The 20,466-nt window shown below is 74.8% G+C and carries 16 protein-coding genes; 8 read left to right on the top strand and 8 right to left on the bottom strand.

The window, feature by feature from the left end; genetic code table 11:
* Positions 1 to 639: 639 nt before the first annotated feature.
* Positions 640 to 2,283 (bottom strand): hypothetical protein, encoded by a 1,644-nt coding sequence (locus tag ACFOYX_RS05995; protein WP_322442685.1) that lies wholly within the window; start codon positions 2,281 to 2,283, stop codon positions 640 to 642.
* 44 nt (positions 2,284 to 2,327) lie between these two features.
* On the opposite strand from ACFOYX_RS05995, the gene mptB (ACFOYX_RS05990) reads away from it, so the two are divergent.
* The 4 genes from mptB (ACFOYX_RS05990) (at position 2,328) to ACFOYX_RS05975 (ending at position 6,120) form a co-directional block, all read left to right on the top strand.
* Positions 2,328 to 3,728 carry a polyprenol phosphomannose-dependent alpha 1,6 mannosyltransferase MptB gene (mptB, locus tag ACFOYX_RS05990; RefSeq protein ID WP_322442687.1) on the top strand — a complete coding sequence of 467 codons (1,401 nt, stop codon included), beginning with the start codon at positions 2,328 to 2,330 and terminating at the stop codon, positions 3,726 to 3,728.
* Positions 3,729 to 3,740: 12 nt separating this feature from the next.
* Positions 3,741 to 5,231, top strand: coding sequence for a polyprenol phosphomannose-dependent alpha 1,6 mannosyltransferase MptB (mptB, locus tag ACFOYX_RS05985; RefSeq protein ID WP_322442684.1), 1,491 nt, complete (start codon positions 3,741 to 3,743; stop codon positions 5,229 to 5,231).
* 77 nt (positions 5,232 to 5,308) lie between these two features.
* Positions 5,309 to 5,653, top strand: a complete 345-nt coding sequence (locus tag ACFOYX_RS05980; RefSeq protein ID WP_109804468.1) for a helix-turn-helix transcriptional regulator — start codon at positions 5,309 to 5,311, stop codon at positions 5,651 to 5,653.
* 14 nt (positions 5,654 to 5,667) lie between these two features.
* Entirely contained in the window at positions 5,668 to 6,120 is a 453-nt protein-coding gene (locus ACFOYX_RS05975; RefSeq protein WP_322442683.1) for an SRPBCC domain-containing protein, read from the top strand.
* A gap of 72 nt (positions 6,121 to 6,192) precedes the next feature.
* On the opposite strand, the gene glnA is transcribed toward ACFOYX_RS05975, so the two are convergent.
* The gene (glnA, locus tag ACFOYX_RS05970; protein ID WP_109804470.1) at positions 6,193 to 7,617 is read right to left on the bottom strand and encodes a type I glutamate--ammonia ligase; all 1,425 of its coding nucleotides are present in this window, start codon (positions 7,615 to 7,617) and stop codon (positions 6,193 to 6,195) included.
* A gap of 253 nt (positions 7,618 to 7,870) precedes the next feature.
* On the opposite strand from glnA, the gene ACFOYX_RS05965 reads away from it, so the two are divergent.
* Positions 7,871 to 8,269 (top strand): RDD family protein, encoded by a 399-nt coding sequence (locus tag ACFOYX_RS05965; RefSeq protein ID WP_109804471.1) that lies wholly within the window; start codon positions 7,871 to 7,873, stop codon positions 8,267 to 8,269.
* 192 nt (positions 8,270 to 8,461) lie between these two features.
* Here ACFOYX_RS05965 and ACFOYX_RS05960 read toward each other — a convergent pair whose 3' ends face one another.
* A complete protein-coding gene (locus ACFOYX_RS05960; protein ID WP_322442682.1) occupies positions 8,462 to 9,151 on the bottom strand; it encodes a DUF4191 domain-containing protein in 690 nt (229 codons plus the stop codon).
* Positions 9,152 to 9,364: 213 nt separating this feature from the next.
* Here ACFOYX_RS05960 and ACFOYX_RS05955 point away from each other — a divergent pair, with 213 nt between their 5' ends.
* Entirely contained in the window at positions 9,365 to 9,535 is a 171-nt protein-coding gene (locus ACFOYX_RS05955) for a hypothetical protein (protein WP_201749407.1), read from the top strand.
* Positions 9,532 to 12,768 carry an AAA family ATPase gene (locus ACFOYX_RS05950; protein ID WP_322442680.1) on the top strand — a complete coding sequence of 1,079 codons (3,237 nt, stop codon included), beginning with the start codon at positions 9,532 to 9,534 and terminating at the stop codon, positions 12,766 to 12,768. The genes ACFOYX_RS05955 and ACFOYX_RS05950 overlap by 4 nt, the downstream gene beginning before the upstream one ends.
* A gap of 30 nt (positions 12,769 to 12,798) precedes the next feature.
* On the opposite strand, the gene ACFOYX_RS05945 is transcribed toward ACFOYX_RS05950, so the two are convergent.
* Together ACFOYX_RS05945 and lipA are read right to left on the bottom strand one after the other, a co-directional pair.
* The gene (locus tag ACFOYX_RS05945) at positions 12,799 to 14,490 is read right to left on the bottom strand and encodes a DUF423 domain-containing protein (RefSeq protein ID WP_322475128.1); all 1,692 of its coding nucleotides are present in this window, start codon (positions 14,488 to 14,490) and stop codon (positions 12,799 to 12,801) included.
* A 60-nt stretch (positions 14,491 to 14,550) separates the two neighbouring features.
* Positions 14,551 to 15,597 carry a lipoyl synthase gene (gene lipA, locus ACFOYX_RS05940; RefSeq protein ID WP_201749894.1) on the bottom strand — a complete coding sequence of 349 codons (1,047 nt, stop codon included), beginning with the start codon at positions 15,595 to 15,597 and terminating at the stop codon, positions 14,551 to 14,553.
* A gap of 386 nt (positions 15,598 to 15,983) precedes the next feature.
* Between lipA and aspS the strand changes: the two genes are divergently transcribed.
* Positions 15,984 to 17,270: an aspartate--tRNA(Asn) ligase gene (gene aspS / locus ACFOYX_RS05935; protein WP_322442678.1), complete on the top strand. Its 1,287-nt coding sequence runs from the start codon at positions 15,984 to 15,986 to the stop codon at positions 17,268 to 17,270.
* Between the two features lie 111 nt (positions 17,271 to 17,381).
* Here aspS and ACFOYX_RS05930 read toward each other — a convergent pair whose 3' ends face one another.
* From ACFOYX_RS05930 to ACFOYX_RS05920, 3 genes are read right to left on the bottom strand one after another with little or no spacing between them, the layout of a single operon-like run.
* Entirely contained in the window at positions 17,382 to 17,774 is a 393-nt protein-coding gene (locus ACFOYX_RS05930; protein ID WP_109804433.1) for a VOC family protein, read from the bottom strand.
* 4 nt (positions 17,775 to 17,778) lie between these two features.
* Positions 17,779 to 18,426 (bottom strand): lipoyl(octanoyl) transferase LipB, encoded by a 648-nt coding sequence (gene lipB, locus ACFOYX_RS05925; protein WP_109804432.1) that lies wholly within the window; start codon positions 18,424 to 18,426, stop codon positions 17,779 to 17,781.
* A 52-nt stretch (positions 18,427 to 18,478) separates the two neighbouring features.
* Positions 18,479 to 20,302 carry a DUF2079 domain-containing protein gene (locus tag ACFOYX_RS05920; protein WP_322442677.1) on the bottom strand — a complete coding sequence of 608 codons (1,824 nt, stop codon included), beginning with the start codon at positions 20,300 to 20,302 and terminating at the stop codon, positions 18,479 to 18,481.
* Positions 20,303 to 20,466: the final 164 nt, after the last annotated feature.

Here is a 20,466-nt window from a genome sequence, read left to right as displayed (position 1 = left end):
CCCCCCCCCCCCCCCCGGCCGACCGCCGCACGCAGGCCGGTTCCGCTCGGTGATTCATCCACGACATCAGCTTCATAGGACCCGCGGGAGACACCCGTCCTCGGCCGGGCCTGTGTGCTGGCCGGGCCCGGGCGCCAAAATGCTGCCCGTGTCGCCCGTGTCGCCCGTGTCGCCCGTGTCGCCCGCGTCGCCCGTGTCGCCCGTGTCGCCCGCGTCGCCCGTGTCGCCCGCGTCGCCCGTGTCGCCCGCGTCGCCCGTGTCGCCCGTGTCCCCGGGTCCGCGCTTCGCCTTCGATCCCCGTCCCGCGCCCCGCCGCACGCAGGCCCGTCCGCTCGGTGATTCATCCACGACATCAGCTTGGTAGGGCGCGAGGGAGGTGCCCGCCCTCGGCCGGACCGTGCGCTCCCGGGGCCGTGTGCTCCGGGGCCCGCGCGCCCCCGGGGCCCGTGCGCCCCCGGGGGCCGTGTGCTCCGGGGCCCGTGCGCCCCCGGGGCCGCTCGCTCCTGGGGCCGCTCGCTCCTGGAGCCCGTGGGTCCTGGAGCCCGTGGGTCCTGGGGCCCGTGCGGCTGCCATGGCTGCTGTGCCGGTCATGCCGGTTGGGCCAGCCGGGACCATGCGGGGGCGGCGGGTCGCGGCGGGTCAGCCGCCGAGGGTGTACGTGCCGGCGTGCGGCACGGTGACCGTCGTCCACTCGCCGTCGGCGGCGGTCGTCGCACCGTCGGAGGCGGTCAGCCAGCGGTCGTGCCGCAGCCGGACCGGCACCCTGCCCGGCCCCGAGGTGCGGAAGGTGACCGATCCGCCGTCCTGGCCGACCAGCTCGCCTGGGGCGCCCACCAGCGGGGTCGGGTCGGTGACGGCGTACAGGCACCAATGCCCGTCCGACCAGACTTCGGTCAGGTACGGCAGGCCGGCGGTGACCAGTTCGGCCTCGGCCCGGCCCACCCAGGACAGCTCGGCGTCGGGCACGGCGACGTACTGGACCGCGTTGTCGGCCAGCCAGGCCCGGTAGGACGCGGCGGTCAGCGGCACGCCGGTGCCGGCGGCACCGGGCACGGTGGTGAAGAAGAGCGGGTTGCGGTCGATGTCCGCCTGCCGTAGCCAGCCCCGCGCCAGCGGCGTCTCGCCGAGATGCGCGGCCTCCCAGTAGTTCCGGGTCGGCGGCACCTCCACCCGACCGGTGAGCCCGCGCCGGGTCAGCTCGGCGTGCAGCGGATCGAAGAACGCCCGGTCGCTGGTCGGGTCGGCCGGGCTGCGCAGGTCGGCCGCCACCACCGGCGGCTGCCACCAGCACACCCCGCCCAACAGCACCGCCAGGGCGAGCGCCCCGGCCAGGCGCCGACGCGGTGCACCCACGCCGGCCCGCCGCTCCCCGTCCGCCCGCCGCTCCCCGTCCGCCCGCCCGTGGAGTGGGAGCCGGTCGGTGAACCAGCGGGGCGGCCGGGCGGCGGCGGCCAGCACGGGCAGCGCGAACATCACCACCAGGCGGGTGGCGTTCAACCCGACCGGGGTGGGCACCAGCGCCGCGGCCAGCACCCCGGCCGCCGACAGCAGCGCCCCCACCCGCACCGGCCGGTACGCCACCAGGGCCGCCACCAACAGGCTGGTCAGCACCGCGCGCAGCGTGTCGGTGCGGCTGATGTTCATCCAGCCGCCCTCGCCGAAGAGCAGGCCGGTCACCCCCAGCGGCAGCGCGGCGGCGGCGCCGAGCAGCAGGCCGTCGCCGTACCGGCGGGTGAGCAGCAGCGCGACCCCCGCCAGGCCGACGAAGAGCCCCGCCACCGGGCTGGTCGCCGAAGCCAGCAGGGCGCCGGCCGCGACCAGCGCGGGGCGCGGCCAGCGGCGCTCCGGCGGGACGTGCGCCGGCAGGGTCAGGGCGACCAGCGCGGTCAGGCCGAAGGCCACCCCGAGGGCGTACGTGACCCGGCCGGAGACCAGGTTGCCGGCGATGGTGAGCACGCCGACCAGGCTGCCGAGCAGCGGCCGGGGCACGCCGGCGCGCACCAGCAGGGCCGCGAACGCGGTCGCCGCGGCGAGCAGCGCGAGCGCGCCGGTGAGGCGTACCCCGAGCAGGGCCATCAGCGGCGGCGAGACCAGGCTGTAGCCCCACGGGTGGACGCCGCCGTACCAGCGCAGGTCCACCGGGGCCGCCCCGTGGGCGGCGAAGAAATCGGCGCGGGCCACCTGGGCGGAGAGGTCCGAGCCGGTCGCCGGCAGGGCCAGGTACAGCACGCCGAGGGCGAACGCGGACGCGGCCGACACCGCCACCACCCGACTGCCCCGCATGCCCACCTCCTGACCGCGACCACCGTACTGGCAGCATGTCCCGCGTGCCTCACCACCTCTCGCGCTGGACCGGCCTGGCGGGCTCGGTGCTGCTCGCCGTGGCCGCCTTCCTCGGCGGCGCGCTGCCCCACGGAGACCTGCGACCCACGCCGCTCAGCATCTGGCAGGGCCGGAACGGGCCACTGATCATCGCGCTCTGGCTGGTCGGCACCGGCCTGCTGGCCTGGGCCTGGTGGTCGCTGCGCGACCGGGTGCCGTCGACCCGCTGGGTGCTGGTCACGATCACGCTCTGGCTGCTGCCGATGCTGGTCACGCCGCCGCTGGGCAGCCGGGACGTCTACGCGTACGCCTGCCAGGGGGCCAGCTACGCCGGCGGGATCAACCCGTACGAACAGGGCGTATCCGCCCTGCCCTGCCCCTGGCTGGACACCATGTCGTACATCTGGCGGGACACCGCGGCGCCGTACGGGCCGCTCTTCGTGGTGCTCGCCGGGGCGGTCGTCACGGCGACCGGGTCGCTGGTCGGCAGCATCGTGCTCTTCCGGCTGACCGCGGTGGCCGGGGTGGCGCTGATGGCGTGGTGCCTGCCGGTGCTGGCCCGCCGCTGCGGGGTGCCGCCGCAGCGGGCGCTCTGGCTGGCGTTGGCCTGCCCGCTGGTGCCGGTGCACCTGGTCTCCGGCGCGCACAACGACGCGCTGATGGTGGGCCTGCTCATCGCCGGGCTGGCGGTGGTGGCCTCCCGGCCGGGGCGCCCGCTGCCGCTGCTGGGCGGCGGGCTGCTGCTGGGGCTGGCCGCCGGGCTCAAGGTCACCGCGCTGGTCGTGGTGCCGTTCGCCGCGCTGGCCGCGATCGCCGGGCCGTACCGGTTCCGCGCGCTGGTCCGCGACGGCGCGTGGGTGGTCGGCGCGGCGGTCGCCGCGGTCGTCGGGGTGACCTTCGCCGCCGGCCTGGACTTCGGCTGGATCACCGGCCTGGAGCAGGGGAACCTGGTCATCGCCTGGACCTCGCCGCCGACCGCCGTCGGGCAGACCGTCGGCTACCTCGCGGCGCTCTTCGGCGCGCACGTCGACGCGCTGCCGGTGACCCGGGCGATCGGCGTCCTGGTGCTCGTCGTACTGCTGGTCTGGCTCTGGTGGCGGGCCCGCCACCGCGACCCGCTCTGGCACGCCGGCCTGGCACTCGCCGCCACGGTCGCGCTCTCCCCGCTCTTCCACCCCTGGTACTGGATCTGGCCGCTGGCGGTGCTGGCCGCCACCGCCCGGCGTACCGGCTGGTTCACGGTCGTCGCCCTGGTGTCGTCGTTCCTGGTGCTGGCGGACGGCACCGGCCTGCCCCGGTTCACCAAGATGCCCGGCGCGCCCCTGATGACGCTGTTGGTGATCGTGGTGGTGGTCCGGTTGGTACGGTCGGCTCGGGCGGCCCGCGAGCCGGCCCCCGCCGACTGAGGAGAGGTGCCGGTGGCCGATCCCGGCGGAGCGCCCGACGCGGCCGACCGGCCCGGACGAGCCCGGTCCGCGCGGTACGCGGGCCTGGTCGGGGCGACCCTGCTGACCGTCGCCGGCTGGCTGGGCGGGGCGCTGCCCGACGCCCCCGCCACCACCCCGGTCGGCATCTGGCGCGGCCCGCACGGTCCGCTGGTCCTCGGCTGCTGGCTGGTCGGCACGGCCCTGCTGGTGGGCGCCTGGTGGGCGCTGCGGCGGGGCGCGCCGTCGACCCGGTGGGCGTACCTGACCGCCGGGCTCTGGCTGCTGCCGCTGCTGGCCGCGCCGCCGACCGGCAGCCGCGACGTCTACTCGTACGTCTGCCAGGGCTGGTCGTGGACGCACGGCGCCGACCCGTACCGGGTCGGGGTGGCGGTGGCCGGCTGCCCGTGGACGGATGCGGTGCCGCCGATCTGGCGGCACACCCCGGCGCCGTACGGGCCGTTCTTCGTGCTGCTGGCCGGGCTGGCCGTCACGCTCGGCGGTGGGCTGGTCGGGGCGGTCGTGCTGCTGCGGGTCCTCGCGGTGGTGGGCGTGCTGCTGGCCGCGCTCTGCCTGCCCGGGCTGGCCCGGGCCGTCGGCGTGCCGACCCGGCGGGCGGCCTGGCTGGCGCTGGCCTGCCCACTGGTCGGCGTGCACCTGGTCGGCGGCGCACACAACGACGCACTGCTGCTCGGCCTGCTGCTGTCCGGCCTGCTGGTGCTGGTCCACCGGCCCGGCAAGCCGCGGGCGCTGCTGCTGGCCGGGGTGCTGCTCGGGCTGGCGGTGGCGGTGAAGGCGGTCGCGGTGGTGGTGCTGCCGTTCGCGGCGCTCGCCGCGGTGCTGGGCCGCCGCTACACGGCGCGCGCGCTGCTGCGGGACGCGGCCTGGCTGGCCGGGGGAGTGGTGGCCGCGCTGCTGGCCACCTCGCTGGTCACCGGGCTGGGCTTCGGCTGGGTGGGTGGCCTGGCCCGCAGTGGCGACTCCGAGCAGTGGACCTCGCCGCCGACCGCCGTGGGCTTCGTCGTCGACTACGCCGGGGCGCTCGTCGGCCGGGAGCCGCACGCGGTGCCGGTGGTCCGGCTGGTGGCGCTGCTGGTGCTGGCGGTGCTGCTGGTCGCGCTCTGGTGGTGGGCCTGGTCGGCGCTGCGCCGGCTGAACGACGTGAGGCAGCGGGCGGCCCGACCCCGGGTGGCCCTCGTCGGGGCGGGCCTGGCGTTGGCCGCCACCGCCCTGCTCGTCCCGGTCTTCCACCCCTGGTACGCCACCTGGCCGCTGGCGGTGCTGTCGGTGGCCACGGTCCCGGTGGCGCGGACGACCTGGTTCGTGCTGCCCTGCGCGGTGGTCTCCTTCCTCGCCCTGCCGGACGGCACCAACCTGGCCCGGTTCACCAAGGCGCCGGGCGCGATCGCGATGGCCGCCGTGGTGGTGGCGCTCGGGGTGGGGGCGGTCCGGGTGGCGTTGGCCCGACGAGCCCGCCCGACCTGATCGGCTGAAGTGGTTGACGGTGGGTTCGGACCCACCTATGTTTAACGCATTCGTTAATTAACGAGGTGGTTACGCAAGTGGCGGACGATCGACTCAGCGTCATCTTCGCGGCGTTGGCCGACCCCACCCGACGGGCGATCCTCGCCCGGCTGGCCGAGGGGGACGCCACCGTCACGGAGCTCGCCGAGCCGTTCGCGATCAGCCTCCCGGCGATCTCGCGGCACCTGAAGGTGCTCGAGCAGGCCGGCCTGATCACTCGGTCCCGCAGCGCCCAGTGGCGCTCCAGCAGCCTCAATCCGGAGCCGTTGCGTGAGGCGACGGTCTGGATGGAGCGCTACCGGCAGTTCTGGGACACGAACTTCGACCGGCTCGACGCGCACCTGAAGCGGATGCAAACCCAGACGGAGCGGAACGAGAAATGAGAGAGGGCAACACCATGACCGACACGACCGAAACCCAGGATCTCGTCATCACCCGCGTCTTCGACGCCCCGCCCGAGCTGGTCTACCGGGCGTTCACCGACCCGGACCAGCTCGCCGCCTGGTTCGGCCCGGCTGGCTGGTCGGTGCCGCGGGCGACCGTCAGCGTCGAGGCCCGGGTCGGCGGCCACCAGCGCTTCACCATGGTCAACGACGCCGATCCGAGCATGACCTCGGCCGTCGACGCCACCTTCACCGAGCTGGTGGAGAACGAGCTGCTGGTCGGGACCCAGCGGGTCGACGTCGGCGCCGGCGAGATCACCATGGCGCTCCGGCTGGAGTTCCACGACGAGGAGGGCAGGACCCGCCTGGTGCTCAGGCAGGGGCCGTTCAGCCCGGGAACGGAGAGCGGCGCCCGCGAGGGCTGGGGCAGCTCCTTCGGCAAGCTGGACGCTCTGCTCGCCCGCTGAGTCCCCGCCGGCCAGAGAGCCGGGCCGGCCCCGCGAACGCGGAGCCGGCCCGGCCGGTGCTGGTGGAACTGGTCAGCAGTCGAAGTACATGGCGAACTCGTGCGGGGTCGGGCGCAGGCGCACCGGGTCGACCTCGTTGGCCCGCTTCCAGCTCACCCAGGTGGAGATGAGGTCCGGGGTGAACACGCCGCCGTCGAGCAGGTAGTCGTGGTCGGCCTCGAGCGCGTTGAGCACCTCGGGCAGCGAGCCCGGCACCTGCTTGACGTCGCCCCACTCCTCCGGCGGCAGGTCGTACAGGTCCTTGTCGATCGGCGCCGGCGGCTCGATCTTGTTCTTGATGCCGTCCAGGCCGGCCATCATCATCGCCGAGAAGGCGAGGTACGGGTTGCTGGACGGGTCCGGCACCCGGAACTCGACCCGCTTGGCCTTTGGGTTGCTGCCGGTGACCGGGATGCGGGTGCAGGCGGACCGGTTGCGCTGCGAGTAGACGAGGTTGACCGGCGCCTCGAAGCCCGGCACCAGGCGGCGGTACGAGTTGACCGTCGGGTTGGTGAAGGCCAGCAGCGACGGCGCGTGGTGCAGCAGGCCGCCGATGTACCAGCGGGCGGTGTCCGACAGGCCGGCGTAGCCGGTCTCGTCGTAGAACAGCGGCTCGCCGTTCAGCCAGAGGCTCTGGTGGGTGTGCATGCCGGAGCCGTTGTCGCCGAAGAGCGGCTTCGGCATGAACGTCGCGGTCTTGCCGTTGGCCCAGGTCTCGTTCTTCACGATGTACTTGAAGAGCTGGAGTTGGTCGGCGGAGTGCAGCAGGGTGGAGAACTTGTAGTTGATCTCCGACTGGCCGGCGGTGCCCACCTCGTGGTGCGAGCGCTCCACGGTGAACCCGGTGTCGACCAGGCGTCGCACGATCGAGTCGCGCAGGTCGGCGTAGTGGTCGACCGGCGGCACCGGGAAGTAGCCACCCTTGTACGCGGTCTTGTAACCGCGGTTGCCGCCCTCCTCCTCGCGGCCGGAGTTCCAGGCGCCCTCGATCGAGTCGATGTAGTAGAACGACTGGTGCGCGGAGGTCTCGTGGCGGATCGAGTCGAAGATGTAGAACTCCGCCTCGGCGCCGAAGTACGCGGTGTCGGCGATGCCGCTCGCCGCGAGGAAGGCCTCGGCCTTCTTCGCCACGTTCCGCGGGTCCCGGGAGTACGCCTCGCGGGTGAACGGGTCGTGGATGAAGAAGTTCAGCGCGAGGGTCTTCTGCGCGCGGAACGGGTCGATGAAGGCGGTCGCGACGTCCGGGAGCAGGAGCATGTCCGACTCGTGGATCGCCTGGAAGCCACGGATCGACGAGCCGTCGAACGCGAGGCCGTCGGTGAAGAGCGCGTCGTCGACGGACTCGACCGGCAGGTTGAAGTGCTGCATCACGCCGGGCAGGTCACAGAAACGTACGTCGACGAACTTCACGTCCTCGTTCTTGAGGTATCGCAGGAGTTCCTCGGGATTGGCGAACACACGTCCTCCTGGCACGTCCACGGGGTGGCTAGGCTCCTGGCGACGCTATGACCGTGCGGTTGCCCGGCGGTGTCTCCCCTGTTTCCGCCGTGTTACGTCCCTCGCGGAGCGTCATCCCGGCCGCTCAGCCACCTCTGCTCTCCGTTCGGACCATACCGGCGGTGCCCGTGTCGCGCTAATTGACGGCCTTGGTCCGATTTGACGGGGAGAGCGGATCCGGACCGGGCCACCCCGCTGGCTACCCTTGACCGCTGTGACCAACCCGCATGCCCCGGCGCCGCCCGCCACCGACCCCGCCTTCGTCCCGCCGAGCCTGGGTCGCCGCTTCGGCGCGCTGGTCGTCGACTGGGTGCTCTGCCTGCTGGTGTCCAACTTCTTCGCCGACCCGGTCCGCGACGGCTGGGCCCCGGTGCTGGTCCTCGTCCTGGAGTACGGCTTCTTCCTCGGCCTGTTCACCCAGACCCCCGGCATGTACGTCACCCGGATCCGCTGCGTCGACTGGTCCGACGGCGGCCGGATCGGCGTGCTCCGCGCCCTGCTCCGCGGCCTCCTGCTCGCCCTGGTCGTCCCCGCCCTGATCATGGACGAACACCGCCGCGGCCTCCACGACCGCCTCACCAGCTCCGTCATCACCCCCGCCCCCCGCCCCTGACCCTCCGCGCCCCCACCCCCACCTCCGCGATCTTGCACTTTGCGCCCCGGTGAAAGCCGCGGAACAGGACAAAGAGCGGACCCCAACTGCAACATCGCCGGGGAGACGGGTGGGGAGGGAGCGGGGAGCGGGGAAGGGAAAGAGCCGGGCCCCGTGAGGGTCCGGCTCTTTCGGTGCGTGAGGGGGTGGGGGTCAGCGGCCCCGGGTCTGGCGGAAGGCGCCGCGTGGGGGGCGCATGTTCTTGGGGATCGCGCCCTTGGGCATCTGCGGACGGGCGGTGAGCGCCTTGAGCCGCTTGTCCAGGGCGTTGACGTCCTTGGGGGCCAGCGTGCGGGGCAGCCGCATCAGGGTCATCCGCAGCTTGCGGATGGGTAGCTCATCCTCGCCCTGACCGATCACGTAGTCGTGCAGCGGGGCGGAGCCGATCACCTTGGCCAGCCGCCGCTTCTCCTGCCCGAGCAGGCCGCGGACCCGCTGCGGGTTCCCCTCCGCCAGCAGGATCACGCCGGGCCGGCCGATGACCAGGTGCACCATGTCCATCTGGGTGGTGGAGCTGACCGCCGGGGTGACCCGCCAGTCGCCGCGCATGCTCTCCATGATCTGCGCCGCCGCGCCCGGCTGGCCCTCGGCGGCGTTCATCATCGCCTTGTTGGACCGCAGGTTCAGCACGATCAGCACGGCGAGCAGGATGAACAGGATGCCGATCGGCAGCCAGATCCAGCCCCGGAGGATCACCGCGACCACGGTGAGCGCGAGCGGGATCAGCACCGCCGCGGCGGTCAGCGGCGCGAACCACCTGTCCTGCTTGGCGGTGAACTGGAACACCATCCCGATCTGCTTCAGCCGCTGGCCGAACGAGACCTTCTCCTGGGGCTTTGCCATGCCGAAGAGTCTAGTGGGCGCCGCACGCCCCGTTGATCCGCGGCCGCCCCTCCGCCAGGGGCTGAGTACCTTACGTCGCCGCCCGGCCGCTGAGGCCCCCCGGTAAGGAGGGGGAGGGGGTGAAGATCAGGCGGCGGACCCATGCCCCGGGGCCACCTTCGCGCGGAAAGTGAATCTCGACAGCGAGCACACCGCACGACAGGGGAACCGAGAATGTTCGGCAACGACGCAGACTTCCTGCTCACCATCCACCGTACGCACGCCTCCGAGCTGCAGGCCGACGCGGCCGCGGACCGGCTCGCCCGGGCGCTGCCCCGCCGCCACCCGCGCGGCTGGCTGAGCCGGCGGACCCACGCCGGCCGCGCCGTCGACGCCCGCCGGTGACCGCCGCCGCGCTGCCGGCGCCGGCCGCCGGCCGGGCCGCGCCCGCGGCGGGGGCGCCCACCGTCGCCGGTCCCGGACCGACGAGCCCGGCCGGGTCGGCGGCGGTCGACCGGACAGCCGGACCGGCCGCCACGGGGGCGGCCGGTCCGGGCCCGGCGGACGGCGACGTGCACAGCCCGGCGGGCGCCGACGGCCCGGTGCCCGGGGCGGCCACCGCCGACCGGCCACCGGTCGGCCCGGCGCCCGGGGGCACCCGGGGGCGGCCCGGGGACCGGCCGGTCGGCGGGGCCGCCACCGGCGGCCGTCATGGCATGCTCGACGGCGTGACCGTACGCGCCGCCAGCACCGTCCTCGTCGGCCGCCAGCACGAGGTGGCGGCGCTGCGCGACGCGCTCGTCCGGGCCCGCGCCGGCGAGCCCACCACCGTCCTGGTCGGCGGTGAGGCCGGTGTCGGCAAGACCCGGCTGTTGGAGGAGTTCGGCGGCCTCGCCACCGCCGCCGGGGCGCGCGTCCTGGTCGGCCAGTGCCTGGAGCTGGGCGAGGCCGGGCTGCCCTTCGCGCCGTTCGCCGCGGCGCTGCGGGAGGTGTTGCGCCGCGACGGCCGGGACGTCTTCTCCGGGTACGAGCCGGAGTTCGCCCGCCTGCTGCCGGAGTTGGCCCGGGTGCCGGCCGGGGTCGCCGCACCGACCGGCCTGCCCGTCTCGGACACCCCGCGCGGCTACCTTTTCGATCTGGTGGGCGACCTCTTCCAGCGGCTCGCCGCCGGGCAGCCCCTGGTCCTGGTGATCGAGGACCTGCACTGGGCCGACCGGTCCACCCGGGACCTGATCGGCTTCCTGGTCCGGGCGGCCCGGACCGCCCGGCTGCTGCTGGTCTGCACCTACCGCACCGACGAGCTGCACCGCGGGCACCCGCTGCGGCCCTTCCTCGCCGAGCTGGACCGCGCCCGCGGCGTCGACCGCGTCGAGCTGGGCCGGCTGGACCGGGACGGCACCGGCGCGATCCTGGCCGACCTGCTGGGCGCCGAGCCCGCTCCCCGGGCCGTCGACGACGTGCACGACCGGACCCAGGGCAACCCCTTCTTCATCGAGGAACTGGCCGCCGCGGGCGACCCGGTGGGCTGTGCCGCGCTGCCGGAGACCCTGCGTGACCTGCTGCTCGCCCGGGTGGACCGGCTGCCGGATCCGGCCCAGCGGGTGCTGCGGATCGCCGCCGCCGGCGGCACCCGCTTCGCCCACCAGCTCCTCGCCGAGGTCGCCGGCCTGCCCGAGTCGGACCTGGAGGACGCGCTGCGCGCCGCGGTGGCCGCCCAGCTCGTGGTGGCCGACCCCGACGGCGACTACGAGTTCCGCCACGCGCTGGTCCGCGAGGCCGTCCACGACGAGCTGCTCCCCGGCGAGCACGCCCGGCTGCACGCCCGCTACGCCGCGGCGATCGAGGCGCAGCCGCACCTGGTGGCCGCCGGTCGCGCTCCGGCCGAGATCGCCCACCACTGGTACGCCGCGCACGACCACCCCCGCGCCCTGGTCGCCGCCCGCGCGGCGGCCTGCGCCGCCGCCGACCGGTACGCGTACGCGGAGCAGAGCCGGCTGCTGGAACGGGTGCTGGAACTGTGGGAACTGGTGCCCGACGCCGCCGACCGGCTCGGCATGGACCACCTGCGGGTGCTGGAGGAGACCCTGGCGGCGGCCAGCACCGCCGGTGACTACAACCGCGCGGCCACCCTCACCCGCGCCGCGCTGGCCGAGGTGGACACCGCCGCCGAGCCGCTGCGTGCCGCCCGCCTGCTCCACCAGCGGGGACGGCTGCTGGCGCTGCTCGGCAAAAGCGACGGCACCGTCGAGCTGCGCGAGGCGTACCGGCTGGCGGCCGAGGTGCCGGACGGCCCGGAGCGGGTCGGACTGCTCGCCGACATCGCCGCCCACCTGGTGAAGATCGATCCGGTGCAGGCCGCCTCGGTGGCCGCGGAGGCGATGACCGCGGCCGAGCAGATCGGCGTGGACGTCGCGCTGCTGCCCACCCGGATCGCCCTGCTCTGTCGCACCGACAAGGCCCCCGACCTGGGACTGGCCGAGCTGCGCCGGGCGGAGGCCGTGGCCCGGGCCACCAGCAACGCCCCCGCCCTGGTCAGCGCCCTGGTGCACCTCTCGGACGTGCTGTTCGAGCTGGGCTGCTACGCCGAGTCGGAGCAGGCCGCCGCCGCCGGGGTGAGCGAGGCGCGCCGGGTCGGGATCAGCCGCTCCACCGGGGCGTACCTGCTGTCGAACCGGGCGGAGGCGCTGATCGCCCTGGGCCGCTGGGACGAGGCCGACGCGGCCTGCGCCGAGGCGGCCCGGATCGACCCGCCCGGCGTGTCCGGCCTGCACTGGCTCCAGCTCCGCGCCGGGCTGCGGCTGGCCCGGGCGCACCCGGCCGCGGACGAGCTGGTCGGCCGCGCGCTGGCCTTCCTCGCCCGGCCGTACCTCTGGCCGAACCACCGGCTGCCGCTGCACGAGCTGCGCGTCGAGGCGGCGCTCGCCGCGGACGACAAGCTCGCGGCGGTACGGGCGGCCCGCACCGCCCTGGCCGACGAGCGCCTGCCCGACCTGCCCCGGGAGGGGTGGCCGGTGCTCAGCGCCGTCGCCCGGGCCGCCGCCCTGGCCGGGGACGCCGGCCTCGGCGCGGAGGTGTCCACGGTGGCCGCCGCCCTGCCCGCCCGCTATCCGGCGGAGCGGGCGCACGCCGCCCAGGTCACCGCGATCCTGGCGACCGGTGGCGCGGCGCTGCCGGCCTGGCAGGCGGCGGTCGAGGCGTGGCGGGCGTGCGGGCAGCCGTACCCGCTGGGTCGGGCGCTGCTCGGGCTGGCCGAGGCGGCCGCCGCGGCCGGGGAGCGGGACGCGGTGGCCGCGGCGGTCCGGGAGGCCGCGGATCTCGCCGCCCGGCTCGGCGCGGCGCCGCTGGCCGAGCAGGCCGCCGTCCTGGCCCGCCGGGTCGGGCTGCGCGGCGGTGGCCGTCCCGGCCCGGACCTGCTGACCAGCCGGGAGCAGGAGGTGCTGCGGTTGGTCGCCGAGGGGCACAGCAACAGCCGGATCGCCGAACGGCTCTTCATCTCGCCGAAGACGGCCAGCGTGCACGTCTCGCGGATCATCGCCAAGCTGGACGTCACCAACCGGGTCGAGGCCGCCGCGCTGGCCCACCGGCTCGGCCTGCTGGACCGTCCCACCGCGACCGTCCCGCCGCCGCGCGCCCGGTAGCCACCCGGGCCGTCGGCCGCGCGCCGGTGGTCAGCGGCGCGGCAGGTAGACCCGCCAGCCCTCGACCGTGACCACGTCCAGCTCACCGCGGTCCGGCCCCAGTCGCTGGTCGAGTCGGACGGCCAGCGGCGAGCCGACCGGCGCGACCCAGCCCGCGCCCGGGTCGGCGTCCACCGCCCGGCGGTACGCGGGGTACCGGTCGAAGCCGGGACGCAGCTCGTCGTCGACCACCGCGCAGAGCACGTCCTCCCCACTGGCGAAGGTGAGCCGGTTGCACGTCCAGTAGCCGGCGCGGACGTGCCGTACGCCCAGCTCGTCGAGGGTGGCGACCAGCGTGCGGTGCCGGTCGGCCTCGGCGTGCGTGGCCGGCACGGTCCGGACGGCGGCGGCGGTGGCGACGGCGGCCGTGCCGAGCAGGGCGGCCAACACGGCGACGGCGGCGATCCGGGGCACTCCGCGGCCGCCGCGCGTCGCTGCGCGGAGCGGCCACAGCAGGGCCGGGGTGGCGACCGCCAGACAGGACAGGTAGCGGGCACTCTCCACCGGGGTACGCCCGGCGGCGCTGCTCGCCACGTACGCCCCCAGCACCGCCGCCGCCCCGACGACCAGTGCCAACCGCACCGCCGCCGACACCGCTGACGGCGGCGGCGTGGCTGACGGCGACGGCGCGGCCGGCGATCCCGCCGGCGGCGGCACGGACCGGGGTGGTCGGGCCGGCGGCGGGACGGACATGGGTGGTCCGGCCGGCGGCGCGGGCGATGCGGCCGGGCGGAGGGCGCGCCAGGCGGAGAGGCCGGCGAGCGCCAGCAGGACGGGGAACGCGAGGGCCCACCAGAGCTGCCAGGTGGCGCAGTGGCCCGGCGAGCAGAAGCCCATGCCGAGCGGCGGGCCCAGCACCAGCCCGCCGTGCAGCCGCTCGCCCCAGCCGGCCGCCGCATCGCCGCCGCTGGCGGCGAGGACGGCGGTGAAGGGGTCCCGTCCGTGCCGGAGGCTGTCGAGCAGCATCGGCGCCGCGCCGAGCAGGAGGGCCGCCACCGTCACGATGCCGGCCCGGCCGGCGAGCTCCCGCCGCCGCCACGCCACCAGCACCGCGCCGGTGCCGGCGATGTATGGCAGCAGCAGCGGGTCGACCCAGAGCATCAGCCCGGAGATCAGCCCCCAGGCCGCCCAGCGGGGCAGCCGGGCGTCCGGCCGGCCGGTGCAGAGGTCCAGGGTGAGCAGGGCCAGCCCGACGCCGGCCGGGTTCAGCTCGGGGTAGCCGCCGCCGGCGATCAACTGGTTCTTGACGATCCGGTCGGAGCCGAGCGCGAGGAAGCCGACGACCAGCAGGGCGAACCAGCGGTTCCCGCCGAGTCGCCGGGTCAGCCGCCAGACCAGGAGGAGGAAGAGCGCGTAGAGCGCGAGGGTGGGCAGCCGCAGGGCGAGCACCGACGGCCCGGTCAGCGCGAGCAGCGGCGCGGCCAGGTACGCCTCCAGCGTGCCCATGTACGCCTGCCCGTAGAACCAGACCGGGAAGTCCTGGCCGCGGGCGATGTGCAGGGCGGCGAGCCCCATCGTCGCCTCGTCGCTGTTGGCCGGCGGCGCGTCGGCCAGCAGCAGGGCGAGCCGGTAGCCGACGCCGGCGACGCCGACGAGCAGGGCGAGCAGCGCCGGCAGCCGGGGACGCCGGGGCGTACGCGGGCGGGCTGCCCCGCGCGGCTCCTGGCGTACCCGGGCGGTCATGCCTGTGATCATGGCATCCGGGCACCGGCGGACGGCCGGTGACGCGGCATCTCCCCGGCCTCAGCCGGCGGCGACGATCCCCTCGCGGGCGTCCAGGGCCTGCTTGTAGAGCCGCCCGGCGCGGTACGACGAGCGGACCAGCGGGCCGCTCATCACGCCGGCGAAGCCGATCTCCTCGGCCTCCTCGCGCAGCTCGACGAACTCCTCCGGCTTGACCCACCGGGTCACCGGGTGGTGCCGGGGGGAGGGGCGCAGGTACTGGGTGATGGTGATCAGCTCGCAGCCGGCGTCGTGCAGGTCGCGCAGCGCCTGCGACACCTCGTCCCGCTCCTCGCCCATGCCCAGGATCAGGTTGCTCTTGGTGACCAGGCCGTCGGCGCGGGCCTGCCGGATCACGTCGAGGGACCGCTCGTAGCGGAACGCCGGCCGGATCCGCTTGAAGATCCGCGGCACCGTCTCGACGTTGTGCGCCAGCACCTCGGGGCGGGAGCTGAACACCTCGGCGAGCTGCTCGGGGACCGCGTTGAAGTCGGGGATCAGCAGCTCGACGCCGCAGCCGGACTGCAGAGCGTGGATCTGCCGGACCGTCTCGGCGTACAGCCAGGCGCCGCCGTCCGGCAGGTCGTCCCGGGCCACGCCGGTGATGGTGGCGTAGCGCAGCCCCATCGCGGCGACGGACTCGGCGACCCGGCGGGGCTCGTCGGCGTCGAACTCGGCCGGCTTGCCGGTGTCGATCTGGCAGAAGTCGCAGCGCCGGGTGCACTGGTCGCCACCGATGAGGAAGGTGGCCTCCCGGTCCTCCCAGCATTCGTAGATGTTGGGGCAGCCGGCCTCCTGGCAGACGGTGTGCAGCCCCTCGCGCGAGACCAGCCCCCGCAGTTGCGTGTACTCCGGGCCCATCTTGGCCTTGACCTTGATCCACGGCGGCTTGCGCTCGATCGGCGTCTCGGCGTTGCGCGCCTCGATCCGCAGCATGCGCCGCCCCTCGGGGGCGACCGTCGCGGTGCGTGCAGCCTGCTCAGTCGTCGGCGCGGAGTGCTCGATCGTCACAAAACCGAGCCTACGCCCGACGGTGGCCGTCGATGAACGTCGGGCGACCGGCGTCACGCCGTAGATGTTGTGACACCGGACACCGAGGGCCGAAAAGTCGTCGTCACACCGGCCCGGTCCGGTGCTAGCCTGCCCGGCAGAGCTGTGACGGAGCCGAGTAGCGCACCGATCCGCCAGCGCAGAGAGCCGCCGGTTGCTGGAAGGCGGTCTGGCGCCGGGGCGCGAAGACCCTCCCGAGCTGCGGGAAGAACGGCGCGTCCGCGCCCAGTAGAGCCCGCCCGGCTGGCCCCGGTCATCAGGCGACGAACGAGGCCCCCGTTCGCGGGGGCGAAGGTGTGGTGGCACCGCGAGGTTCCCGCTCGCCCACACCTCCCGGGGCTGAGGCGATGCTTCGCCGCCGGAGGGCGGCGCAGGCGTTGCGATCGACCGAGGAGCAGCCCACTATGCACCGCATCCTGTCCTCCCAGCTCACCCACCATGTCGGCGCGACCGTGCGGATCGCCGGCTGGGTGCACCGCCGCCGGCTGCTCAAGTCGGTGGCCTTCCTGATCGTGCGGGACGCCGCCGGCCTGGCCCAGGTGGTGGTCACCGACCCCGCCGCCCGCGCCGCGCTGGAGCAGCTCACCGAGGAGACGGTCGTCGAGGTCACCGCCACGGTGGCCGCGAACGCCGCCGCGCCCGCCGGGGTCGAGCTGACCCACCCGGCGGTACGTCCGCTCGGCCCGCCCGCCGTGCCGCCGCCGTTCGACCTGTACCGGCCGGCGCTCACCGCCACCCTGCCCACCCAGCTCGACAACGCCCCGACCGCGCTGCGCCACCCGTCGCGGTCGGCGGCGCTGCGGATCTCCGCGGCGGCGGTGGCCGGCTTCCGGGCCACCCTCGACGCCCGCGACTTCGTGGAGATCCACACCCCGAAGGTGGTCGCCTCGTCCACCGAGAGCGGGGCGAACGTCTTCGCGCTGGACTGGTTCGGCCGGCCGGCGTACCTGGCCCAGTCGCCGCAGTTCTACAAGCAGCTGATGGTCGGCGTCTTCGAGCGGGTCTACGAGGTCGGGCCGGTGTTCCGGGCCGAGCCGCACGACACCGTCCGGCACCTGGCCCAGTACACCTCGCTCGACGTCGAGCTGGGCTTCGTCGCCGACCACCGGGACGTGATGGCGGTGCTGCGGGACACCCTGGCCGGGATGCTCGGCGCGGTGACCGAGCGGGCGGGCGGCGCGCTGGCCACGTTGGGGATCGAGGCGCCGCAGGTGCCGGCCGACATCCCCGCCGTGCACTTCACCGAGGCGCTGAAGATCGCCGGGGCGCCGGCCGACGAGCCGGACCTCGCCCCGGCCCACGAGCGGGCGCTGGGGGAGTGGGCCCGGCGGGAGCACGGCTCCGAGTTCCTCTTCGTCACCGGGTACCCGATGGCGAAGCGGCCCTTCTACACCCACCCCGACCCGGCGCGGCCGGCGTACTCCAACGGGTTCGACCTGCTCTTCCGCGGCCTGGAACTGGTCACCGGCGGGCAGCGGCTGCACCGGTACGACGACTACCTCGCCGCCCTCGCCGCGCGCGGCGAGCCGGTCGAGCCGTACGCCGGCTACCTGGACGCCTTCCGGCACGGCATGCCGCCGCACGGGGGTTTCGCGATCGGCCTGGAACGCTTCGTCGCCCGGCTCACCGGCGCCGCGAACGTCCGCGAGGTGACCGCCTTCCCCCGCGACCTGCACCGCCTCACCCCCTGACCGTCCCGTTCCGTCCTCGTCCGGTTGATCATGAAGTTGTTGCCACGACCCGCCGACCGGGCGGACAGCAACTTCATGATCACCGGGGCGAGGTGGGGTGGGGTGGGGTGATCAGGCGGGGCCGAGGAGGTCCCAGGGGTTGCCGGCGAGGTCGCGGAAGACGGCGACCCGGCCGTACGGCTCGGTGCGCGGGGGCTTCACGAACTCGACGTTCGCCTCCCGCATCCGCCGGTAGGTGGCCTCGAAGTCGTCGACCTGGAGGAAGAAGCCGACCCGCCCGGCGGTCTGGTCGCCGACCGCCGCCTCCTGCCGCTCGCCGTCGGCGCGGGCCAGCAGCAGCCCCGTCCCGCCGCCCGGCGGGCGGACCACCACCCAGCGCTTCGGCCGCCCGTCGTTGGTGAGCGAGGGCTTGTCCTCGACCAGCTCGAAGCCGAGCACCTCGGTGAAGAAGTCGATGGCCGGGTCGTAGTCGGCGACGACCAGGGTGACGAGATCGATGCGCACCCGGTCAGCCTTCGAGCGTGACCAGGGTGGGCAGGTGGCGCTCGACCACCGGGAGCACGTCGGCGACGGTGACCGGGCGGCCCAGCTCGGCGGTGAGCGAGGTGGTGCCCGCGTCCCGGATGCCGCAGGGGACGATCCGGTCGTAGTAGGACAGGTCGCAGTCGCAGTTGATCGAGAAGCCGTGCTGGGTGACGCCGCGGGCCACCCGGATGCCGATGGCGGCGACCTTGCGGGCCGGGCCGCGGTCGTCCTCCGGCACCCAGACGCCGCTGCGCCCCTCGACCCGGCCGGCGGCCAGCCCGAACTCGGCGCAGACGTCGATCAGCAGCTGCTCGGTGCGGCGCACGTACGCCACCACGTCCACCGGGTCGGGCAGCTTGACGATCGGATAGCCGACGAGCTGCCCCGGCCCGTGCCAGGTGATCTTGCCGCCGCGGTCCACGTCGACCACCGGGGTGCCGTCCATCGGGCGGTCCCACGGCTCGGTGCGCTTGCCGGCGGTGTAGACGCTGGGGTGCTCCAGGAGCAGCACCGTGTCGCCCTGTTCGCCGGCCACCACGGCCTCGTGCAGCCGGCGCTGCTCGTCCCAGGCGGCCTGGTAGTCGAGGAGCCCAGCCCGAACGGCGGTCAAACCGGAAGTTGTCACGCTCACCCGTCCACCCTAGCCCCGCCGGCCGCCGGTGAGCTGCGTGAGCCTCGTCGCGTCAGACCGGCGGGACCTTCCAGAGCCAGACGTCGTCGACCCGTTGCGGGGGGCCGAGCAGGTCGGTGGCGGTGCGGCGCAGGGCGTCCTCGTCGATGTCGTACTTCGCGCCGTGCACCCGGTCGGGCAGGACCACCGCCTCGACGTGCCAGTAGCGCAGGTCGGCCAGGGACTCCTTGATGGTGCCGTCGGTGATGATCGGGACCAGGCCGGTCCGCCCGGCCTGGTCCATCAGCGAGTCGAAGGTGCGCGGCGGCGGCCCGATCCGGCCCCGGCCGTCCGGGCCGCCGGGGCCGAGGAAGAAGCCGGCCGGGATGCGGAACTCGCCCTGCCGGTGGGCCAGCGCGTACGCCTGCCAGCGCTGGCCGTCCGGCGTCACGTCGACGGTCAGCGGCAGCGGGGTCAGCACGCCGCCGGGGGAGACGTGCTGCTTCCAGGTGCCGGCGGTGATGAACGCCGGGATCGGCTCGCGCACGCTGGTCAGCAGCGGGGTGGGCAGCAGCGGCAGGAGCGCGGCGGCGAAGCCGAGCGCCCAGGCCAGCTCGGTGGAGCGGTGCCGGGGCGGCGCGGTGCGCAGCCGGTCGACGGTGTACGCCAGCAGCAGTCCGATCACCGGCGCCACGACCAGCGCCAGCCGGGAGGGCAGCGCCGCGTTGACCACCGGCAGGTTGTCGAGCACCCCGAACGGCAGCAGCTGGTCGGTGCGCCGGCCGTTCCACTTGGCCGTCGGCCCCCAGGACAGCACCGCGAAGACCACCGCGGTGACGGCCAGCGCCCAGAGGGTGGCCCGGAACGCCCGGTCGGCGCGCCGCCACAGCAGGACGAAGCAGGCGACGGCGAGCAGCAGCAGCGGGATACCGAAGAAGGAGTTCTCCTCGGTCGGGTTGGGCGCCAACGAGCTGCCCAGCCCGGCCCACCCGGCGAGCGACCGGCGCGGGTACGACCCGTACGCGGCGATGTCCTCGGAGTGGATGAACGGGTCGAAGCCGGTGCCGTGGAAGCGCTGCGGACCGGCGAAGTGCAGCCAGAGCGGGTACGCCAGCAGCACCCCGGCGACCAGCGCGGTGACCCCGAGTCCACGCAGGAAGGACGGCAGCGCGGCCCGGACCTCGGCCCGCCGGGACGGCTGCACGGCCCAGACGCCGAGGAAAAGGGCCAGCGCGAGGGCGGTGAAGAAGAGCCCCTCGGCGGCGATCGAGAAGGCGACCGCCACCAGCACGCCGAGCAGCACCCCGCCGCGGATCGCGTTGCCGGGGCGGCGCAGCGCGAACACGCCCTGGATCAGCAGCGGCACCAGCCAACCGGCGGTCCAGTTCAGGTGGGCGTTGGCGTGCGACACCATGGCCGGGCAGTAGCCCATGAAGAGCGCGCCGACCGCGGCGGCCAGCCGGCTGCGCACCAGATGCCGGCTGAGCAGCCAGTACCAGGCCAGCGCGGTGGCGGCCAGGTTGAGGGTGAGGATCACCAGGAACGTCGCGGGCGGCCCGATCAGGTACGTCAGTGGCGCGAAGACCCAGGCGTACACGGTGATCGAGGTGTTGACCGCGAGGTTCGCCCCGTCCGGCACGTTGATCAGGTGGGTGAAGAGCGGGTTCTCCCCGTGGGTGAGCGAGTGCCCGCCGAAGGCCAGCAGCCACTCGAAGAGGGCCTGGTCGCTGGAGTTGACGGTGATCGCCCGGGTGTTCGGGTCGCGCCACATGCCGCTGGTCACCCAGATCGCCAGGGCCAGCGCGGCCAGCACCATGATCAGGTCGGCGCGGCGGTCCCGGGCGACGGGCGCGGACCCGGACGAGGGGTCCGTGGCCAGGGACGGGGAGGTCGGCACGCAGCGGACGTTACCAACCGGACCGGGACACGCCGGTCAGACACGAAACCTCACTTCGCCACGTCCACTCCGGCCATATCTCGGCATCGACAAATGTGGCTGCCTCGGCCATGTCGGCGAGGTGAAACACGGACGTAACGTCTCGGCAACTCGGGGGTGACCCA

The organism is Micromonospora sp. GCM10011541 (assembly GCF_042650725.1).
GTDB classification, from domain to species: Bacteria; Actinomycetota; Actinomycetes; order Mycobacteriales; family Micromonosporaceae; genus Micromonospora; species Micromonospora sicca.
Note: the sequence above shows the minus strand (reverse complement) of the source record. Positions and strands in the feature narration are given on the sequence as shown.